The 15,392-nt window shown below is 41.3% G+C and carries 13 protein-coding genes, 2 tRNA genes and 1 pseudogene; 15 read left to right on the top strand and 1 reads right to left on the bottom strand.

Annotated elements, in window-relative coordinates; all coding sequences use genetic code 11:
• Positions 1–37 precede the first annotated feature (37 nt).
• The gene (locus AC6I7V_RS07275) at positions 38–460 is read left to right on the top strand and encodes a DUF3859 domain-containing protein (RefSeq protein WP_498010558.1); all 423 of its coding nucleotides are present in this window, start codon (positions 38–40) and stop codon (positions 458–460) included.
• Between the two features lie 96 nt (positions 461–556).
• On the opposite strand, the gene AC6I7V_RS07270 is transcribed toward AC6I7V_RS07275, so the two are convergent.
• Positions 557–1,663, bottom strand: coding sequence for a M20/M25/M40 family metallo-hydrolase (locus AC6I7V_RS07270; RefSeq protein WP_498010557.1), 1,107 nt, complete (start codon positions 1,661–1,663; stop codon positions 557–559).
• Positions 1,664–1,935: 272 nt separating this feature from the next.
• On the opposite strand from AC6I7V_RS07270, the gene AC6I7V_RS07265 reads away from it, so the two are divergent.
• The 14 genes and pseudogenes from AC6I7V_RS07265 (at position 1,936) to AC6I7V_RS07200 (ending at position 15,376) form a co-directional block, all read left to right on the top strand.
• Positions 1,936–2,598, top strand: coding sequence for a DUF2726 domain-containing protein (locus AC6I7V_RS07265; RefSeq protein WP_255230645.1), 663 nt, complete (start codon positions 1,936–1,938; stop codon positions 2,596–2,598).
• A gap of 151 nt (positions 2,599–2,749) precedes the next feature.
• Positions 2,750–2,826, top strand: a tRNA-Val gene (locus AC6I7V_RS07260).
• Between the two features lie 36 nt (positions 2,827–2,862).
• A tRNA-Val gene (locus AC6I7V_RS07255) sits at positions 2,863–2,939 on the top strand.
• Positions 2,940–4,021: 1,082 nt separating this feature from the next.
• Complete coding sequence (locus tag AC6I7V_RS07250; protein ID WP_255230646.1) at positions 4,022–5,791, top strand: hypothetical protein; 1,770 nt, start codon at positions 4,022–4,024, stop codon at positions 5,789–5,791.
• 2 nt (positions 5,792–5,793) lie between these two features.
• Positions 5,794–6,504, top strand: coding sequence for an OmpA family protein (locus AC6I7V_RS07245; protein WP_498010556.1), 711 nt, complete (start codon positions 5,794–5,796; stop codon positions 6,502–6,504).
• Positions 6,501–7,637, top strand: a complete 1,137-nt coding sequence (locus AC6I7V_RS07240; protein WP_498010555.1) for an HNH endonuclease — start codon at positions 6,501–6,503, stop codon at positions 7,635–7,637. The genes AC6I7V_RS07245 and AC6I7V_RS07240 overlap by 4 nt, the downstream gene beginning before the upstream one ends.
• Before the next feature lie 22 nt (positions 7,638–7,659).
• Positions 7,660–7,998, top strand: coding sequence for a hypothetical protein (locus tag AC6I7V_RS07235; protein WP_498010554.1), 339 nt, complete (start codon positions 7,660–7,662; stop codon positions 7,996–7,998).
• A 7-nt stretch (positions 7,999–8,005) separates the two neighbouring features.
• Positions 8,006–10,087 (top strand): chemotaxis protein, encoded by a 2,082-nt coding sequence (locus tag AC6I7V_RS07230; RefSeq protein WP_498010553.1) that lies wholly within the window; start codon positions 8,006–8,008, stop codon positions 10,085–10,087.
• A complete protein-coding gene (locus AC6I7V_RS07225; protein WP_498010552.1) occupies positions 10,087–10,743 on the top strand; it encodes an OmpA/MotB family protein in 657 nt (218 codons plus the stop codon). The genes AC6I7V_RS07230 and AC6I7V_RS07225 overlap by 1 nt, the downstream gene beginning before the upstream one ends.
• Before the next feature lie 271 nt (positions 10,744–11,014).
• A complete protein-coding gene (locus tag AC6I7V_RS07220; protein WP_498010551.1) occupies positions 11,015–12,751 on the top strand; it encodes an EH signature domain-containing protein in 1,737 nt (578 codons plus the stop codon).
• A gap of 80 nt (positions 12,752–12,831) precedes the next feature.
• A complete protein-coding gene (locus tag AC6I7V_RS07215; RefSeq protein ID WP_255230653.1) occupies positions 12,832–13,173 on the top strand; it encodes a hypothetical protein in 342 nt (113 codons plus the stop codon).
• Positions 13,174–13,346: 173 nt separating this feature from the next.
• Positions 13,347–13,472: pseudogene (locus AC6I7V_RS07210) on the top strand (hypothetical protein); the annotation flags it as partial.
• Between the two features lie 3 nt (positions 13,473–13,475).
• Complete coding sequence (locus tag AC6I7V_RS07205; RefSeq protein ID WP_498010550.1) at positions 13,476–14,072, top strand: hypothetical protein; 597 nt, start codon at positions 13,476–13,478, stop codon at positions 14,070–14,072.
• Positions 14,072–15,376 (top strand): McrC family protein, encoded by a 1,305-nt coding sequence (locus tag AC6I7V_RS07200; RefSeq protein ID WP_255230654.1) that lies wholly within the window; start codon positions 14,072–14,074, stop codon positions 15,374–15,376. Before AC6I7V_RS07205 ends, AC6I7V_RS07200 begins: the two co-directional genes overlap by 1 nt.
• Positions 15,377–15,392: the final 16 nt, after the last annotated feature.

The following is a 15,392-nucleotide window of genomic DNA, read 5'->3' as shown; positions in this document are numbered from 1 at the left end:
AGACAAATGAAGAAAACAGTTAAAGGTTAATTGAACAATGGCAAAACGTTCTGTTGTCGTGGATATGACTTCCTATGGTATCTACTCGACTTGGGATTCAAAATCTAAAGATCTACCTAAGATTCAGGAGTTCACTCATCGAGTCGAAGCAGAAATCGATGTAGAGTTTGGGTATATCATCAACATCAAAAAGGCCAAAGGTGAAAAGATCCGATACTGCATCTATCACCCCAATATCACCACCGACAAAGGAGAAGTGCTTGAGCCATTCGATGGTGAAGAGTATGTCGGAAGCAATGACTGGGACTTTTATCTCGGTGATACGATTTGGGCGCCTATCGACAATAAAATTGGCAAATGGAGAATGACCGTCGAGCTTGAGGGGAGAGTGATAGCTGATAAGACCTTTGATTTAGTTGCGAAAGATGAAGGTCAATTTTGGAAAAGGCGAGGGTTCTAAGCTATTGCCGTAGATTCGCGAAGCTCCATTGAAACAACAAAGCCAAGCTGTCGCGCTTGGCTTTTCCGACTTTTCGGTCCTTTAAATAATTCTGAGCTACTGTGTTACGTAGGTAATAACAAACTCAGTGATTGCAACCATATCTTTAACTGCGATGTACTCTTCAGTTGTATGTACTTTCGCCATACCTGTTGACAGATTAACGGTGGTTAAACCTTTCGCGTTAAAGTTGTTTGCATCACTACCACCACCAGTACCTTTGGTTGCAGCAGTAACGCCTAACTTTTCGAATGCTGATTTAATTGACAGGATGTGAGGGTGATCATCGGCAATAACAAAGGCGTCGTATGCGCGAGTTGATTCGATTTCCACTTCAGCACCAAACTGCCTAGCACTCTCTTCAAAAGTCGAGATCATGTGGTTGACTTGGTTAGTCAATTTATCACCATTCAATGAGCGCGCTTCGGCAACAACTTTTAGTTCAGGCATTACGATGTTCGTCGCTTGTCCGCCCTCAACAATACCTACGTTAGCTGTGGTCTCTTCATCGATACGCAGCAAGTTCATCTTAGTGATAGCGTCAGCCGCAACTTGAATAGCACTAATGCCTTCTTCTGGTGCTAGACCTGCGTGGGCAGGACGGCCTTTGATTTTAGCCACAATTTTTTGCTGGCCTGGTGCAGCATTAACGATAGTACCGATAGGGCCGCCAGTATCCAGTACAATAGCGTTGTCTGATTGGATGAAAGACATATCAAAGTTCAACGAACCAAACAGGCCACCTTCTTCATAAACGGTAAACGCAATCTCAATAGTTTGGTGCTCGAGACCTTCGGCCTTAATACAACGTACTGCTTCCATGATCGCAGCGATGCCTGATTTGTCGTCACCACCTAAGATGGTATTGCCTTTGGAACGAATGATGCCGTCTTCGATAAACGGCTCGATACCAATTCCCGGCGTTACGGTATCCATATGACAGCTAAATACAGTGCTACCTTCCAGTGAACCCTCTAGGCGTGCGTAGATATTGAAGCCGTTTGAGACTTCTTCTGGTACAGGCAGTTTGTGAACGGTGAAACCAAGCTCACCTAATTGCTCTGCTAATGCCTCTGCTATCGCTTTTTCGTTACGTGATTCACTGTCAATTTTTACTAGATCGCAAAAGTGCTCAACCAGACGTTGCTCATTAACTTTAGTCATTTTTAACTCTCACTATGATGATCACTTTTTCTTGCGAAATAGTGGTCTGTAGGAACAGGAAATTCAATATAACGCCAACTTGACGCGCCATTGTCTGAGTTAAATCAAGAAAATGCTCTGAATCGTCTAAATTTCCCAAAATCTGAACGACAATTGTTGCTGAACCGACGTATGTGGCTAGCTATATAGTGATATCTTTGAGGCTTTTACTTGCCTACGACGGTTTTTATACATACGCTAACGGTTCTAGTTCATAGTTAAGCAATGGCAAAATGACGAATATTTTTATTGTTGTAATTCTTCTGGTTGTGTTCTTTTACTTCATACAAAAATATGTGGTTAAACATGATGATACAAAGGATCATGCTTACCAAAAGAGAGGTGCGCTACTGAACATGCAGCAAGCCGCTTTTTATAACGCTTTGAAATCTGCAGTTGGTAATCACGGCGCTGTCTTCGCCAAAGTTAGCATGACTAGTGTGTTAACCCCAGCTAAGTCAAACTCTAAAAAGAATTGGTTTATTGCCAACAATAAGATATCTCGTAGCTATTTCGATTTTGTTGTCTGCGACCCAAGAACGTTAGAACCGCGAGTCATTATTGAACTTGATAACGGTAAGGAACTGAATAAGGGCAAAGTAGACCGTGAAAAGTTGCTGATTCACGTGTGTAAATCGGCGAATTTACCTTTGATCGGTGCGTCAATTAAGCACAGTTATCAAGTAAGCCGTTTGAAGAGGTTACTGGCTGCGCACATTGATTTGATTGAGCCTTCTAAAGAAGTTCGCTTTTGTAAAAAGTGTGGTTCACCGATGATCATCAAGCTTGCAAGTCAAGGCGAGCACAAAGGTCGTCGCTTCTTTACATGTAGCCGCCAACCCAATTGCACCTACACTGAAAACTACAATGTCGTTTTCGAAAGTGATGAAGAGTAGAAATTTTAGTGACCCAACTCAATAAAACGAGCTCGTAGAGTCTAAAAAAAAGACGCTTTGTCGATATATAGAGCAAACGGTTGATTTAAAGTAAATTTCTACTTGCACCATTTCGGCTGTGTCGCTAATATCTCTCTCGTTCTTAAGGAATGGGTCCGTAGCTCAGTTGGTTAGAGTACTACCTTGACATGGTAGGGGTCGGCGATTCGAGTTCGCCCGGACCCACCATCCCTTACTGCATAACAATGCAACGAACAACATTTTGGATCCGTAGCTCAGTTGGTTAGAGTACCGCCTTGACATGGCGGGGGTCGGCGATTCGAGTTCGCCCGGATCCACCAAATATAAAGACAAAGCCTCGCATTATGCGGGGCTTTGTTGTTTCTGAATTGGTAAGACTGTGCGTTCGAACTGTTGGGCTTGTTACTTGATATGCTAACTGCTCTATACATATTTATTCTTGTACCTAGAATGACCTCTGTCTTCATATCTAAGTTTGTGCCCACTCTGTGACCATAACGTGACTAGGCAATATTTCAGATAGTGCCAATCGTTATGGCTTGAGAGCTTGCACTAGTCATTTAACCTGTCATCAACACGTTAAACCAACTAAATAACACATTATAATCGTCGAGAAAGTTAATTTTCACAAGCTTATAAACCTCTCTGCTCTAGACCTATCAAATACTATGACCCTCAACAAAACGACATCAGTTGAGAGGCCTTCATGTTATCCGATTGAGAAAGCTATCGACATTGGAGATCTTCCGGTGAATTTGAGTGAGCATGTTTCAAAAAGTTTGGCGTTAAATGGTAAAGATCTCGATTCTATATTTTGTAACATTATGAGTTGTCGTTCTATTTTAGAGAACCTCGACTCTATCAGGGAAGGTTACATGACATTTAGAAGAGATTTAGATCAAGAGCAATGAGAGCTACAAAGAGACTTAGAAAAAACTAAAAGTGACTTAATGAACCAATGGTTAGCTAAGGGCATTGATGAAGATACCTTTACTAATAAATTGAATTTGTTAGATAAAAAACACAGCGATATTTAGTTTGCTATGCAGTTGCTGAGAAAGAGCTTTTTAAGGCTTCGATGCCTGGCGTTCCAGAGTCGATGTTTGAGGAACTAGTTAGTTTTATAAAAAGGACTTGAACCAAGGACCTTATGTTTTTAGATGTCAATCTCATTAATAGTTTTTGACAAATGATCAGTTGAATTATGGTTGGTATCGGCTATTTTGCACGCAAATTACGCAGCACATGCAAATCAATAACCACTGCAAACCCAGTATTTATAAATTTGATTTAAATCATTACTCAAATGAATGATTTATAAAACTTTCATTTTGAGGTTTGTGAATGGCGTTCTGTTAATATAGAATGCCGTCGTCTTATTACATACTACTGAACTACTTATATGACCGAACTATTAGCTTCATTTATTGCTTCATTTTCTGCAGAGTCCATTTCAAATAGCTTTATCTACCTAATTTTATTGTTATTGGTAAGTTCGATTTTATTGGCTGTATTGGGGAAGGCACCTCGATTTACGGCAAGTACGACTAATATTTTAACGTCGCTAGGTATTCTTGGTACGTTTGCAGGCATCGTTGTTGGCCTGATGGACTTCGATCCACAAAACATTGACGGTAGTATCGAATCACTGCTGGGTGGCCTGAAAACGGCGTTTTTAACAAGCTTAGCTGGTATGGCGGGCTCGATTTTTTACAAAGCTGCATTAGGTTTGATCCCTCAAAAAGAACTAGAAGAATCTAAATCAGTGGGTCCAGAAGAAATATTCTCTGTTATGTCTCAACAGCTGCAGGCATCGACTGAACAGTTGAACGCTTCAAACGAGTTGCTATCAGCGATTAAAGGTGATGAAGACTCATCATTGACCTCCCAAATTAAGAACCTCAGAACTGACATTAATGATGGTCAAAGAACCTTAAATGAGCAGTTCAAGCAGAAAACAGAGCGCAATGCTGAATTCCAAAGCACACTATGGAAGAAAATGGATGAGTTCGGTGAGCTTCTGTCTAAGTCAGCAACAGAGCAAGTAATCAATGCGTTAAAAGAAGTCATTGTCGACTTCAACGAGAAGTTGACGGAGCAATTTGGTGAGAACTTTAAGCGTTTGGATGAATCAGTCAAGAAACTAGTCGATTGGCAAGAGAACTACCGTCATCAGCTCGAAGATATGGCGACTAAATACCAGTTGGGGGTTGATGCTATTTCATCTACTGAGAAATCTGTGGCGCACATCAATGAGCGAGCGGAAGCAATCCCAGTAACAATGGAAAAACTGCATCAGGTAATGGAGCTTGGCCATGGTCAAGTGACTGAGCTTGAACAACGTTTGGAAGCATTCAAAGATCTACGTGACAAAGCTGTTGAAGCAATGCCACAAATCCGCGAGCAAATGGATACAACAATGAATGTTATTGGTGATTCAGTTAAAGCAGCTTCTACTCATTATGAATCGATGCTTAATGAATCACAGACAATCATCGACAACTTTAGCTCTACCGCGAACCAGAGCGTTGATGTTATGCGTACTAACTTGGAAGAGGGTGCTCAGGATATCTCTACTCAGTTAAGAGAAAGCGCTCAAGATATCGGCGGTAAACTTGCAGAAGCTTCGTCTGATATTCAGGAGCAAGTAGGCACGGCGACTGGTGGTTTAAGTAATGCTACAAGTCACTTAACAGATACAACAGAACAAATCCGCCAACACCTTGAAGATTCGATTACAGAATTGAATGGTCAGCTACGAGTTTTAGTCGCAGATATTAAAGATGATTCAAAAGAAACTGGCCGCGTACTTAAAGAGGCTAATCAAGAGCTAATTTCAAGTACTAAAGAACTTCAGGTAGAAACGACTTCAGCTATCTCCAAGCTGCATGATCGATTGGAAACCACATTAGAAGATGTGTTCCAAGTTCAAGCTCAAGCAGTAAGACGCACGTTTGATAGCTTAGAAGATCAAATTACAGAATCAGTGGGCAAGACAGGCAGCGCGGTAGAGAAACAGGTGGAAGTACTTGATCTACAGATGCAACAAGAACTGAACCGTACAATAAGCGAAATGGGTGAAGCACTCGCAACCGTTACTCAACAGTTCACTCGCGATTACAAAGATCTTGTGCGTGAAATGAATAACGTAGTTAGCAGTCGAGTAGCGTAATTATGGAAAAGCTATTTGGTTCTTCAAAACGCTCTAATGATAGCGGTGAACATTGGATGTCAGTTTCAGATTTGATGGCTGGCTTAATGATGGTCTTTCTCTTCATCTCTGTTGCGCTTATGCGCGACGCGATGGTCGAGCGCGATAAGATCAAAGAGGTCGCAGAGACTTATCAGCAAACACAAGAAGCTATCTATGTTGCTCTTTTTAAAGAGTTCGAGGTTGATTTAAAAAAGTGGGGGGCTGAGATTGACCGCGATACATTGAGCGTTAACTTCACATCTCCTGACGTTTTGTTTGCTAATGGTAAAGCGAACCTTACAGGTAACTTCCAGGCTATCTTAGACGATTTCTTTCCACGTTATTTGAAAGTGCTCGACAGCTATAAACCGATTATTCAAGAGATAAAAATTGAAGGGCATACATCAAGTAAGTGGAATCATGATTCTACGGACTATGAAGCTTATTTCAATAATATGCGCTTGTCTCAATCGCGAACCCGCGCAGTTTTAGGTTATGTAATGTTATTGCCTAACGTTGCTGAACAGCATTATAGCTGGGTAAAAGCTAACGTGGCGGCAGTAGGTTATTCATCTTCTAAGCTAGCAACGAATGAAGAAGGCCTTGAAGACGAAGATCGTTCTAGACGCGTGTCATTCCGTGTCATCACTAATGCTGAAGAACAGATCCGTAAGATTTTGGGTGCTTCATGAAGTTGAGTATAAGTTTTGGCAGTTTGAAAAATGCGATCAACTTGATGGAGCCGGAACAAAAAGGCGAATTCAAGCTTGAGTTACATGAGACGCAAATAGAAAAGCTTGATATAGAGCTTGCCGAAGGTAAAGACGTTGAATTAAAAGACGTTGATGTAGATTCGGGCTTATTGAGTTACAAGGGGCGTCAGGTTCTTTTGTATATCAAGGACCATGGTTCAGCTGTCCAGAATGTAATTCGTAAACCTGAAATGGGTAACAAGTTTCACGTCGCCGACTGTTCAAAACTGAAATCGATGCGTTCAGAGGGACGTTTTGAGCGATACGTTGTAATAAATGATACCTCTGGAGAATTCCCAATTTCGGGCTCATCGTACTACGGCGGTCATCAAGAAGAAGGAAAAGCGAAGCTTAAAATTTGTAAATTTTGTCTTGGGCAGCTTAATTATCAGGGGTACTCTTCGGGCAATAATAAAAATGCTATCTTTGAAGGATTCGATATGGCTGAGTTCTTCGCAACCTACAGCTCGTTCTTCCCACATATGCCATCTAGGAAAGCTGAGTCAGCAGAAACAGGATATACAGAAGATTGGTCTAAAATCTCTTCTCATTATAGGGTTGAGAAAGGCTTTCAATGTGAACAATGCAACGTCAACCTCCGTTCGAATAGAGGCTTACTGCATGTACACCATATGAATGGTGTTAAGTCAGACAACTCACCTAGGAACTTAAAAGCGCTGTGTATTGACTGTCACAGTAAACAGCCAATGCATTCGCATATGGCAGTAAGTCATTCAGAAAGGCAGTTAATTAACAAGCTACGGAACGAACAAGGGTTACTAGAAGATCTAGGTGATTGGCAAAGTCTATTTGATTTCGCAGACCCAGGTTTACATGGTGTTTTGCATGCTTGTAAAGGCTTTGGAACTACATTGCCAGAGGTTGGGTTTTATATTTTAGATTCATTCGGAGACCTAGCTGTGAAAATTGAGCTAGCCTGGCCTAAACACAAATTTGGCATTGCTATATCAGCGAATGATATTGAAGATGCTAACAATGAAGGCTGGCATGTGGTCACGGCCAATGAATTTTTAGCAGACTATCGATCTCAAGCGGGGAATTTACGTTGGTAGGTTATGTATTAGGAGATAGGACGTGAGAATACGTTTTGATGAGGTCCTCGAAAGAATAATCACAATTAACCATGCATGGAAACTGTCTCGTGATGAGTTTGGAAACGATTTTGTGGCTACAAAATCGTTTCGCGATACAAAGTCATCCTTGCAAGCTACCTTGCTGCGTGAGTTTACAGAAGAGGTCTACCTAAAAGTGGCAACTGATAACGATGACTATGGTGAGGCCATGTATAGCGTCCGGCTCAAGAACCCTATACGAATTAATGACACGTTACGTACAGATGCTGAGCACCTTCCGATAAGAATCGCCGAAGAGCTGTTTACTCCCCAAGAATTACAAAACTTACTAAATCAATAGGCTTAACATGCTTCAATTTATTTTGAATTTATTCAGCGAACCTGTGACCGCGGTGATCATTAGTTCAACTATAGTGTGCTTTATTTTCTTTCTTTATAGGGAATGGAAGACTAACTCTGATGAAAAAATCAGGTTATCTGCTCTAGCATCACTTACCGGGAGGTTCAGTGATGGTCAGCTACCAATCGCTAAGCTGACTAAAGACGAATTAGTTTGGGTTACAGACCATTTGGTGTATGACGCTAAAGATGAGTTACTTGTAGTCGAGTCTAAACAAGGCAAGTGGCTATCTAAATCTCCAGTCACACAAATGTTACCAAGTTTTGATGCCAGTCGTTACAAGCTGGTACCAGCTCTATTAACGAGCTTAGGTATCACAGGCACATTTTTAGGTATCACCCTGGGTCTTAGTGAGTTCTCCATGGCTGGTGAATCTCAAGCGCTTTTGAAATCAGCAGCGCTATTATTGGAAGGCATGAAAACAGCCTTTTACACGTCGTTGGTAGGCTTATCATTATCTGCTGTGTTTATGGCTGTTATGAAGGCCTCTTCGAGTACGATTGCTAAAAAACAGAGTGATTTTATTGCTGCTATCGCTAGTCAATATCTAGAAGCTAGCCCAATCATGTATTTGAAAAACATCTCCAACGAAAACCAACAAGAAGTGATTGATGCTCAACTAAACTCTGCGCTTGTAATGGAAAAACTGGGTGTGAGCATGGACTCAGTTGTTACTCAATTGTCTGCTTTAGGGCAATCATTTAATGGTGAAATCATGGCGAATACGATTTCAGCAGCAGTGACAGAGTCAATCGAAAAACAAATGTCACCTGCTTTAGAAGGTATTAAAAATGAACTTTCACTTCTTAAAGAGATAAAAGAGCAAAATCAGAAAGAGCTGATGGAGCTTATGATCGGTGAGATGAAAATCCAGCTGATTGAACCTGTTATAGCAGAACTAGAGAAAACGGCGAGCGCAGTAGAAAAAAACAACGAAGTATCGGAGCTACTCAACCGCAACGTTGAACAAGTAATGACACGTACAGCTGAAACAGTAGAAACAATCGATAAATTCCAACAAGAAACCATGGTTAAACTCCAAGGCTTTGCTGAGTCGCTTAAAGAGATCTTAAGTAGTTTTAAAGACGACACCCAAGGCGCTATGGGAGCAATTGCTAACGAAGTTCAGCAAATGCTTAATAGTGCAACAGAGGGGATGGATAAACAGCGCGTTGCTTTTGAACACAGCTCAGAAACAGCTGCTTCCGCTTTCGAAGGCATCAAAGATTCAATGGATAAAGCGCTCTCAGAACGACAAAGTGCAGAGCAAGCTCTATTCAATAATGTTGAAAGTCGAATTGCTTCTTTGTTGAAAGAGTCGCAAGACATTTTTGATAACCAAACCAAAGTACTGGAAACGGTAGGTGAAGAGGCGAGCGGTCTGATGTCATCTGCAAAAGATGAGTTGATTTTAGGGCTTGGTGATATCGATAAGAAAGTGATCTCAATGTCACAAGCAGTACAAACTGAGCTAGAAGCGTTCCGTGAACAGTATCAGCAGAACTTAACCAATTACTTCAGCCAGCAAAATACGTTATTGGAAGATAGTCTTGGTAGGCAACGTGATGGTTTAAATGGTGTGGTTGATAATTTCCGTAAAGTCTTTGAAAGTGAGTATCAGACTCGTCACAACCTACTGCAAGAACTAACGGCTCAACACACTGAACTACAAAAGTCAGCGAAAACGATCGAGCAAGTAGCTAAGGCGATCGGCTTAAATGAAGCGTCGAAAATGGCTGAGTTGCAAGATGCAGCACGTACCATGGGTCGAGAGATTGGACAGCTTAAATTAGAGTATTCAAAAGCGGCTGCTACGTTTAATGACGTTACCGAAAACCTGCCTAAGGCTATGGATGAATATTTCACAAGAGCGAACCAAAGTTTCGAAAGCTTCTTTGGTGACTTTGATACAGCAGCAAGCTCTATTCATAACAAGTTATCGCAAGCTGCAGGTTATTTGATTAACTCTCAAGTACAGCGTCGAGAGTTTGAAGCCGACGAGCGAGCTGTTGCTAAGGCGGAAGCGTAATGCGTGGGTTGAGAACAAGCCCGCGAACAGCCGATGCTGAAGAGTCTGGGGTTTGGTTATCGATAGGCGACTTGATGTCCGTACTCTTGATGATCTTTGCATTGTTATTGATTAGTGCGTTAGTACAGATCTCGGAAGTTCATGAAAATAGCCAAACCACCCGAGTTGTTATCATTAAAGGCATTAATGACGCTTTGGAGGGGGCGGGTATTGAAGTTCAAGCTAACTCTGAAACTGGTGATATCTCAATTTTAGATTCAATTCTATTTGATAGAAACGAGTACCGCTTGAAACCGTCTGGCAAAGCGTTTCTCGATCAGTTTATCCCTATTTATTCCGACGTGATATTTCAATCTAAGCAAACGTCTGATGAAGTAAGTCGCATTGTGATTGAGGGGCATTCAAGTTCAGAAGGCTCATTTGATCGCAATATGGAGCTTAGTGTCTTAAGAGCAAATAGTGTAGCGAAATACATAAACAGCATGGATTTTGCGCACAAGCTGCCGTTTTTTGATAAAGCGATGATCTCAGGTCGTGGACCAATAGAGGCCAACCAAGAAGCGACAGATCCGGCAGACCGAAAAGTGAAATTCAGATTCCAGTTTAAAGATGATGAGTTCCTAGGTTATTTCTCTGAGGTGAAATCAGTTGAGTAATAAAGGTTTTACTTTTAATCAGCCTGTCGTCCCTGGCGCAAATAGCCTCGACAGAATGTCATTTGATGATTTCTACAACATGGGTGATCTAGAGGGCAACTTACCGAGCTTCCCTCCCAAAACGATAAAACAGATCATCCAATTGGTTGACCAAGGGAAAAGTGACCAAATCTCGATTTTAGAGTGGCTAGATGCAGTAGATAACCAGAGTCAGTGGAACGATCTCGAAGCGAGTGAAGTTAACGATGCTTGTCGTGCTATTTGGTACGCAATGTGTACCAATGTCGCGTTGGGGGATATTGCATTCTTTAAAGTAGCATTAGCACTTGATGGTAAGCCAACGTCTATTATCCCTGATTTGATTCAAAGCATGGATATTGTTCAAGGCGTATCTGAACTTGCAGACTTAGAACGGAAAAAGATCGATTGGCTTCAAGCGATAAGAAACCAAAGCTACCAATCAATGAGTCAGTATTGCTTTGACAACAATAGAACGCCAAAGAGTTACGTAAAATATTTACGTCTACCAAAAGCTAATTCGTACGAACGTCATTTATCAACTGAATTAGTTAAAGTCGCTCCTAAACCGCTTACTAGCGTAGCGGACTTATGGCTACAAGAATGTTTTCGTAGCCTAAAAACGACCAGTGATAAGTTGGCTTTTTGCGATACAGCAATCAGCTACTTCAAAGACTGTGATTACGGAAAACACGTCGAAGACATTCTCGAAGAAAAATGCTTACCAACGAGCGATGATTCTTTTTGGTACTCATTGTCTGAGCAAAGTAAAAGCATACTCAAAAAGAAATTCAATATTTCAAGTTATTACGAGCTAAAGAGTATATCTAGGTTATTAACGTCAGAGCACGGCAAAGAGCATCTTAATTTCGAGGAGCATGAAGCGAGGCAGATTCATAGCCGAACCATGTTTTGGTCTAACTATAGTGCTCGATTTAATCGAATAAGAGCACTGTTACCTACGCAAACTCTTCAATACCTGATGAGCCAAGGGTATTCACCTTCTGGTCAAATTGAGGCGTTGTCTGATAAATCTCATTATCAATGTGAAGTGCTGATTTTCGAGTTAGACAAAATTATCGCAGTTGAAGTTTTGAGAGGAGATCTGAGCGAAACTCGCTTTTTCAAAAATACAGAGTGGAACGCTAAGCGTCTGTTTGAATCGTCAGAGCTGACCATCGAAGCCATACGCGAAATGTCTCAGCTCGATGTTCATGACCATTTGACGTCGTGGCAGTATTTCTGTGAAAAACTTTTGAGAACCAAGTTTAAGCTGTTACCAAATCCCGATATTCCTTATTTCAAAGGCTTACCTCCTGCCGTTAATAGTTACAGTGAAACTCGTGGTTTGCCAAAACCTGAACAAAGTTATCTGGATGAAAGGGCTAGGAAACTCGAGCGTTGGGTGGAATATTTTTGGGAAACTGAATTTAAGACATCTAAATATGGCGACCAGTCTGGATTGCAGCAGAAGAGTAATTTTTATCTGTCTAAAGCATATGTTGCTAAGCAACTGGGCAAAGATGAAGACCATGAACTTTACATTAAGAAATCTGCGAATCAGGGTAACCCTGAGGCAATGAACCAGCTGGGTCAAATATTATTGCGAAACAGTGATGCAAACTTACGTCGCCATGGTGAACGTTGGTTGGCGAAGGCTGCTGTAACTGGACATGAGAATGCTCAAACCCTAGTCAAGAAGTTCAAGATAGAAGTGGAGCAAGGCGCTGATTATTACACTCAAAAATTGAATTCAAAACTTAAAAAAATAGACAAAAGCCATTACAAATACGAGGCAACATTAAAACCTGCCTCTCTTGTAAGCCTTAGTATTTTTGATCTTGAACGCAAATACCGTTTTGTAGAGCATAATGTTGGAGACTTGATTCTTCTCCTTCGAGAGCTTGAGAAAAGGACTGGTAAACAGGAAAAGGAATTTAAGAATATAGTGACTGATAGACTCGAAGACATTTTTGAGTCGTTTGACTAGCTTTCACAAGCTTACAAAACTCGCAATTTTCTATGTACGCCGTAGAATTCGCACATGATAAAATTTGACGAGATAAAACAGTGAAGAACAAAACGATAGCGGCACTTTCAGAAAAGATGGGCGTGCCAACGAGAGAAACTAAAAAAGCGTTAGCATGGGACATTACCTCTGGCTTTGGTGTTGTTGTGCAAATAGACCAGCCTAGCACTGGCGAATATGCTTTGGTTTGGTTGCCTCACAACGCGGATGCATTGAAAGAGCTTTCTTGTGAAAAAGATGTCTATCCAGAAGAAAAGGGCAGACACAGTAATACGTACGCCTCTCCAGGTTTAAAGCGTGGTGATGCAGCTATACGTGCCAAGATAAAAACAGAACAAGAGCTTAACGAGTTATTGAGCTTCTTATTTGACCCGTTTTACTAGGCTAGGGATGTTTCGCGTTGTGGACGTTATTGCACGCAAGCCTGAGTGCTAACTGTGCAATTATGTGAATAAATGGATGTTATGTGAGCGATAGTCACATCTTTAAAAAAAAACTAATAGGTCGCATGCGGCCTATTTCACCGTTTTATATAAGGTTTTTATTGTAACCAAAGATTTTTGGTGAGTTAATTACCCTTATCGAGCCTTCAAAGCGTAAAGGTTCTGATGAGTTTATTGAACTTACACTTCCTCAATCTAAGAAACCTTTCTCTGTACCGAACAACCTGTATTTGATTGGCACAATGAACACCGCTGACCGTTCTCTAGCCATGATGGATACCGCTCTGCGTCGTCGTTTCGATTTCGTAGAAATGATGCCTAAGCCTGAGTTGCTTGTAGGTACAGAAGTGAAGAGCGTCGATTTACAGCGTCTGCTCGAAGTGCTGAACCAACGTATTGAAATCCTTTATGACCGTGAACATACTCTTGGCCATGCTTTCTTTATGCCCATAAAAGCTTTAGTTGACGCGGGCACGCAAGATGAAGCGTTTAATGCTTTGGTCTCTGTTTTCAAAAACAAGATCATTCCTCTTCTGGAAGAATACTTCTTTGAAGATTGGAGCAAGATCCGTCTAGTGCTGGCAGATAATCAGAAGAACGATATCAACTTGCAATTTGTTCAACAGCATAAGCAGACCAAACAAGACCTCGATGGTTTGTTTGGCCGTAACCATAACTTAGATCAATATGGTCAAGAAGTTGTGAAATACACACTTGCTGCTGATGAAGATGACGTTTGGAATAACGCCAAAGCTTATATTGGTATCTACAAATCAACGGAAGAAGCACCAACTGAGTCACCAGAGTCTCAGACCGAATCAAACAATGAGCCGTCGTAATGCATACCACTGTATTTGAATATGGCTACTTAACGCATGACAAAGCAGCGAGTGATGAAATAGGCGCAAAGCTTATTTCTAAGCGTGCATTCGAGTACTTAAAGGATGTGAGTTTAAGTGCTGGGGAGTCTGACACCAACAAGTGTTTAGGTTTAACCAAGCGTTTTGGCTACGAGTTACTTCAAGTGAAAAACTACGTCGGTGTATTGTTTACACCGACTGGTGAGCATATTGAAGTTCTACCTAAAACAGGGCGTAAGTCAGCAACGCAAGAACAGGCTGTTTCAGAATCCCGCGATATGTTGTTGATGATGCTGCAGCATTTGGGTTTATTTCGCTATGTGTCTTTCAATCAAGCTAGTATCGCGACAAAGCAGATGCTATTGCTAGAGGTGTTTATTAGTCAGTTTTTACAATCTGTAAATACCTTGGTTAAGCGAGGGCTAAAAAGTGACTATGTCACGCAAGAAGATAACCTCCATTTCCAAAAAGGTAAGCTGAAAGTTTCTCAGCAAATCAAATACAACGTAGTTAACAAACATAAGTTTTATGTTGAATATGATGAGTATCTGATTAACCGCCCAGCCAATCGACTTATTAAAACGGCTCTGTTGAAGTTAGCTCATTACACAAGGTTAGCAAGCAATCAGAAGCTGCTGCGTGAGCTGCAGTTTGCTTTTGCAGATGTCCCTACGAGTCAGTCCGTTAAACAAGACATCAACGCCCTTAAGCTGGATAGAGGTATGTTGGATTATCATTCGCCGATTGCTTGGGCAAAATTGATATTAGATGGGTTCTCTCCACTGAGTATGAAAGGTGACAGCAGCGCGCTTTCTTTGTTATTCCCAATGGAAGCGGTATTTGAAAGCTATGTTGCTTCAGTGCTTCGAAAACAACTTCCTGATGGTGCAGAGCTTACGACACAAGCATCTTCGAAATACCTCGTAACTCATAATCAGCAGAGTCAGTTTCAGCTGAAGCCAGATCTATTGTTAACATTACCGGATAATTCGAAGTTGATTCTCGATACTAAATGGAAACTGATCGATACCGAGGAACACAACTACGGGCTGTCCCAATCCGATCTCTATCAAATGTTTGCTTACGGGCATAAATATCTAAATGGGAAAGGTGACCTTTTCTTGATTTATCCATCTCATCAATCTTTTAATCAGCCGATAGAATGCAGTTTCGACTTTAGCGGCACACTAAGGCTATGGGTTGTGCCATTTGAATCAGGTCTAAATGGTGATAGTCGTCTCATATTGCCAGACAAATTTTCGCGCAAGGCGCTGTTTTCGTAAGCTTACGTACGTCATT

The organism is Vibrio sp. KUL70, from assembly GCF_059725515.1.
The sequence above is the reverse complement of the archived record's forward strand: the minus strand, read 5'-3'. Positions and strand labels throughout refer to the sequence as shown.

Coding starts and splice junctions, on each gene's coding strand:
- AC6I7V_RS07240 (WP_498010555.1), top strand. CDS start 6,501: ATGAAGTTGAGTATAAGTTTTGGCAGTTTGAAAAATGCGATCAACTTG.
- AC6I7V_RS07265 (WP_255230645.1), top strand. CDS start 1,936: ATGACGAATATTTTTATTGTTGTAATTCTTCTGGTTGTGTTCTTTTAC.
- AC6I7V_RS07250 (WP_255230646.1), top strand. CDS start 4,022: ATGACCGAACTATTAGCTTCATTTATTGCTTCATTTTCTGCAGAGTCC.
- AC6I7V_RS07275 (WP_498010558.1), top strand. CDS start 38: ATGGCAAAACGTTCTGTTGTCGTGGATATGACTTCCTATGGTATCTAC.
- AC6I7V_RS07205 (WP_498010550.1), top strand. CDS start 13,476: ATGAACACCGCTGACCGTTCTCTAGCCATGATGGATACCGCTCTGCGT.
- AC6I7V_RS07200 (WP_255230654.1), top strand. CDS start 14,072: ATGCATACCACTGTATTTGAATATGGCTACTTAACGCATGACAAAGCA.
- AC6I7V_RS07245 (WP_498010556.1), top strand. CDS start 5,794: ATGGAAAAGCTATTTGGTTCTTCAAAACGCTCTAATGATAGCGGTGAA.
- AC6I7V_RS07230 (WP_498010553.1), top strand. CDS start 8,006: ATGCTTCAATTTATTTTGAATTTATTCAGCGAACCTGTGACCGCGGTG.
- AC6I7V_RS07270 (WP_498010557.1), bottom strand. CDS start 1,663: ATGACTAAAGTTAATGAGCAACGTCTGGTTGAGCACTTTTGCGATCTA.
- AC6I7V_RS07225 (WP_498010552.1), top strand. CDS start 10,087: ATGCGTGGGTTGAGAACAAGCCCGCGAACAGCCGATGCTGAAGAGTCT.
- AC6I7V_RS07220 (WP_498010551.1), top strand. CDS start 11,015: ATGTGTACCAATGTCGCGTTGGGGGATATTGCATTCTTTAAAGTAGCA.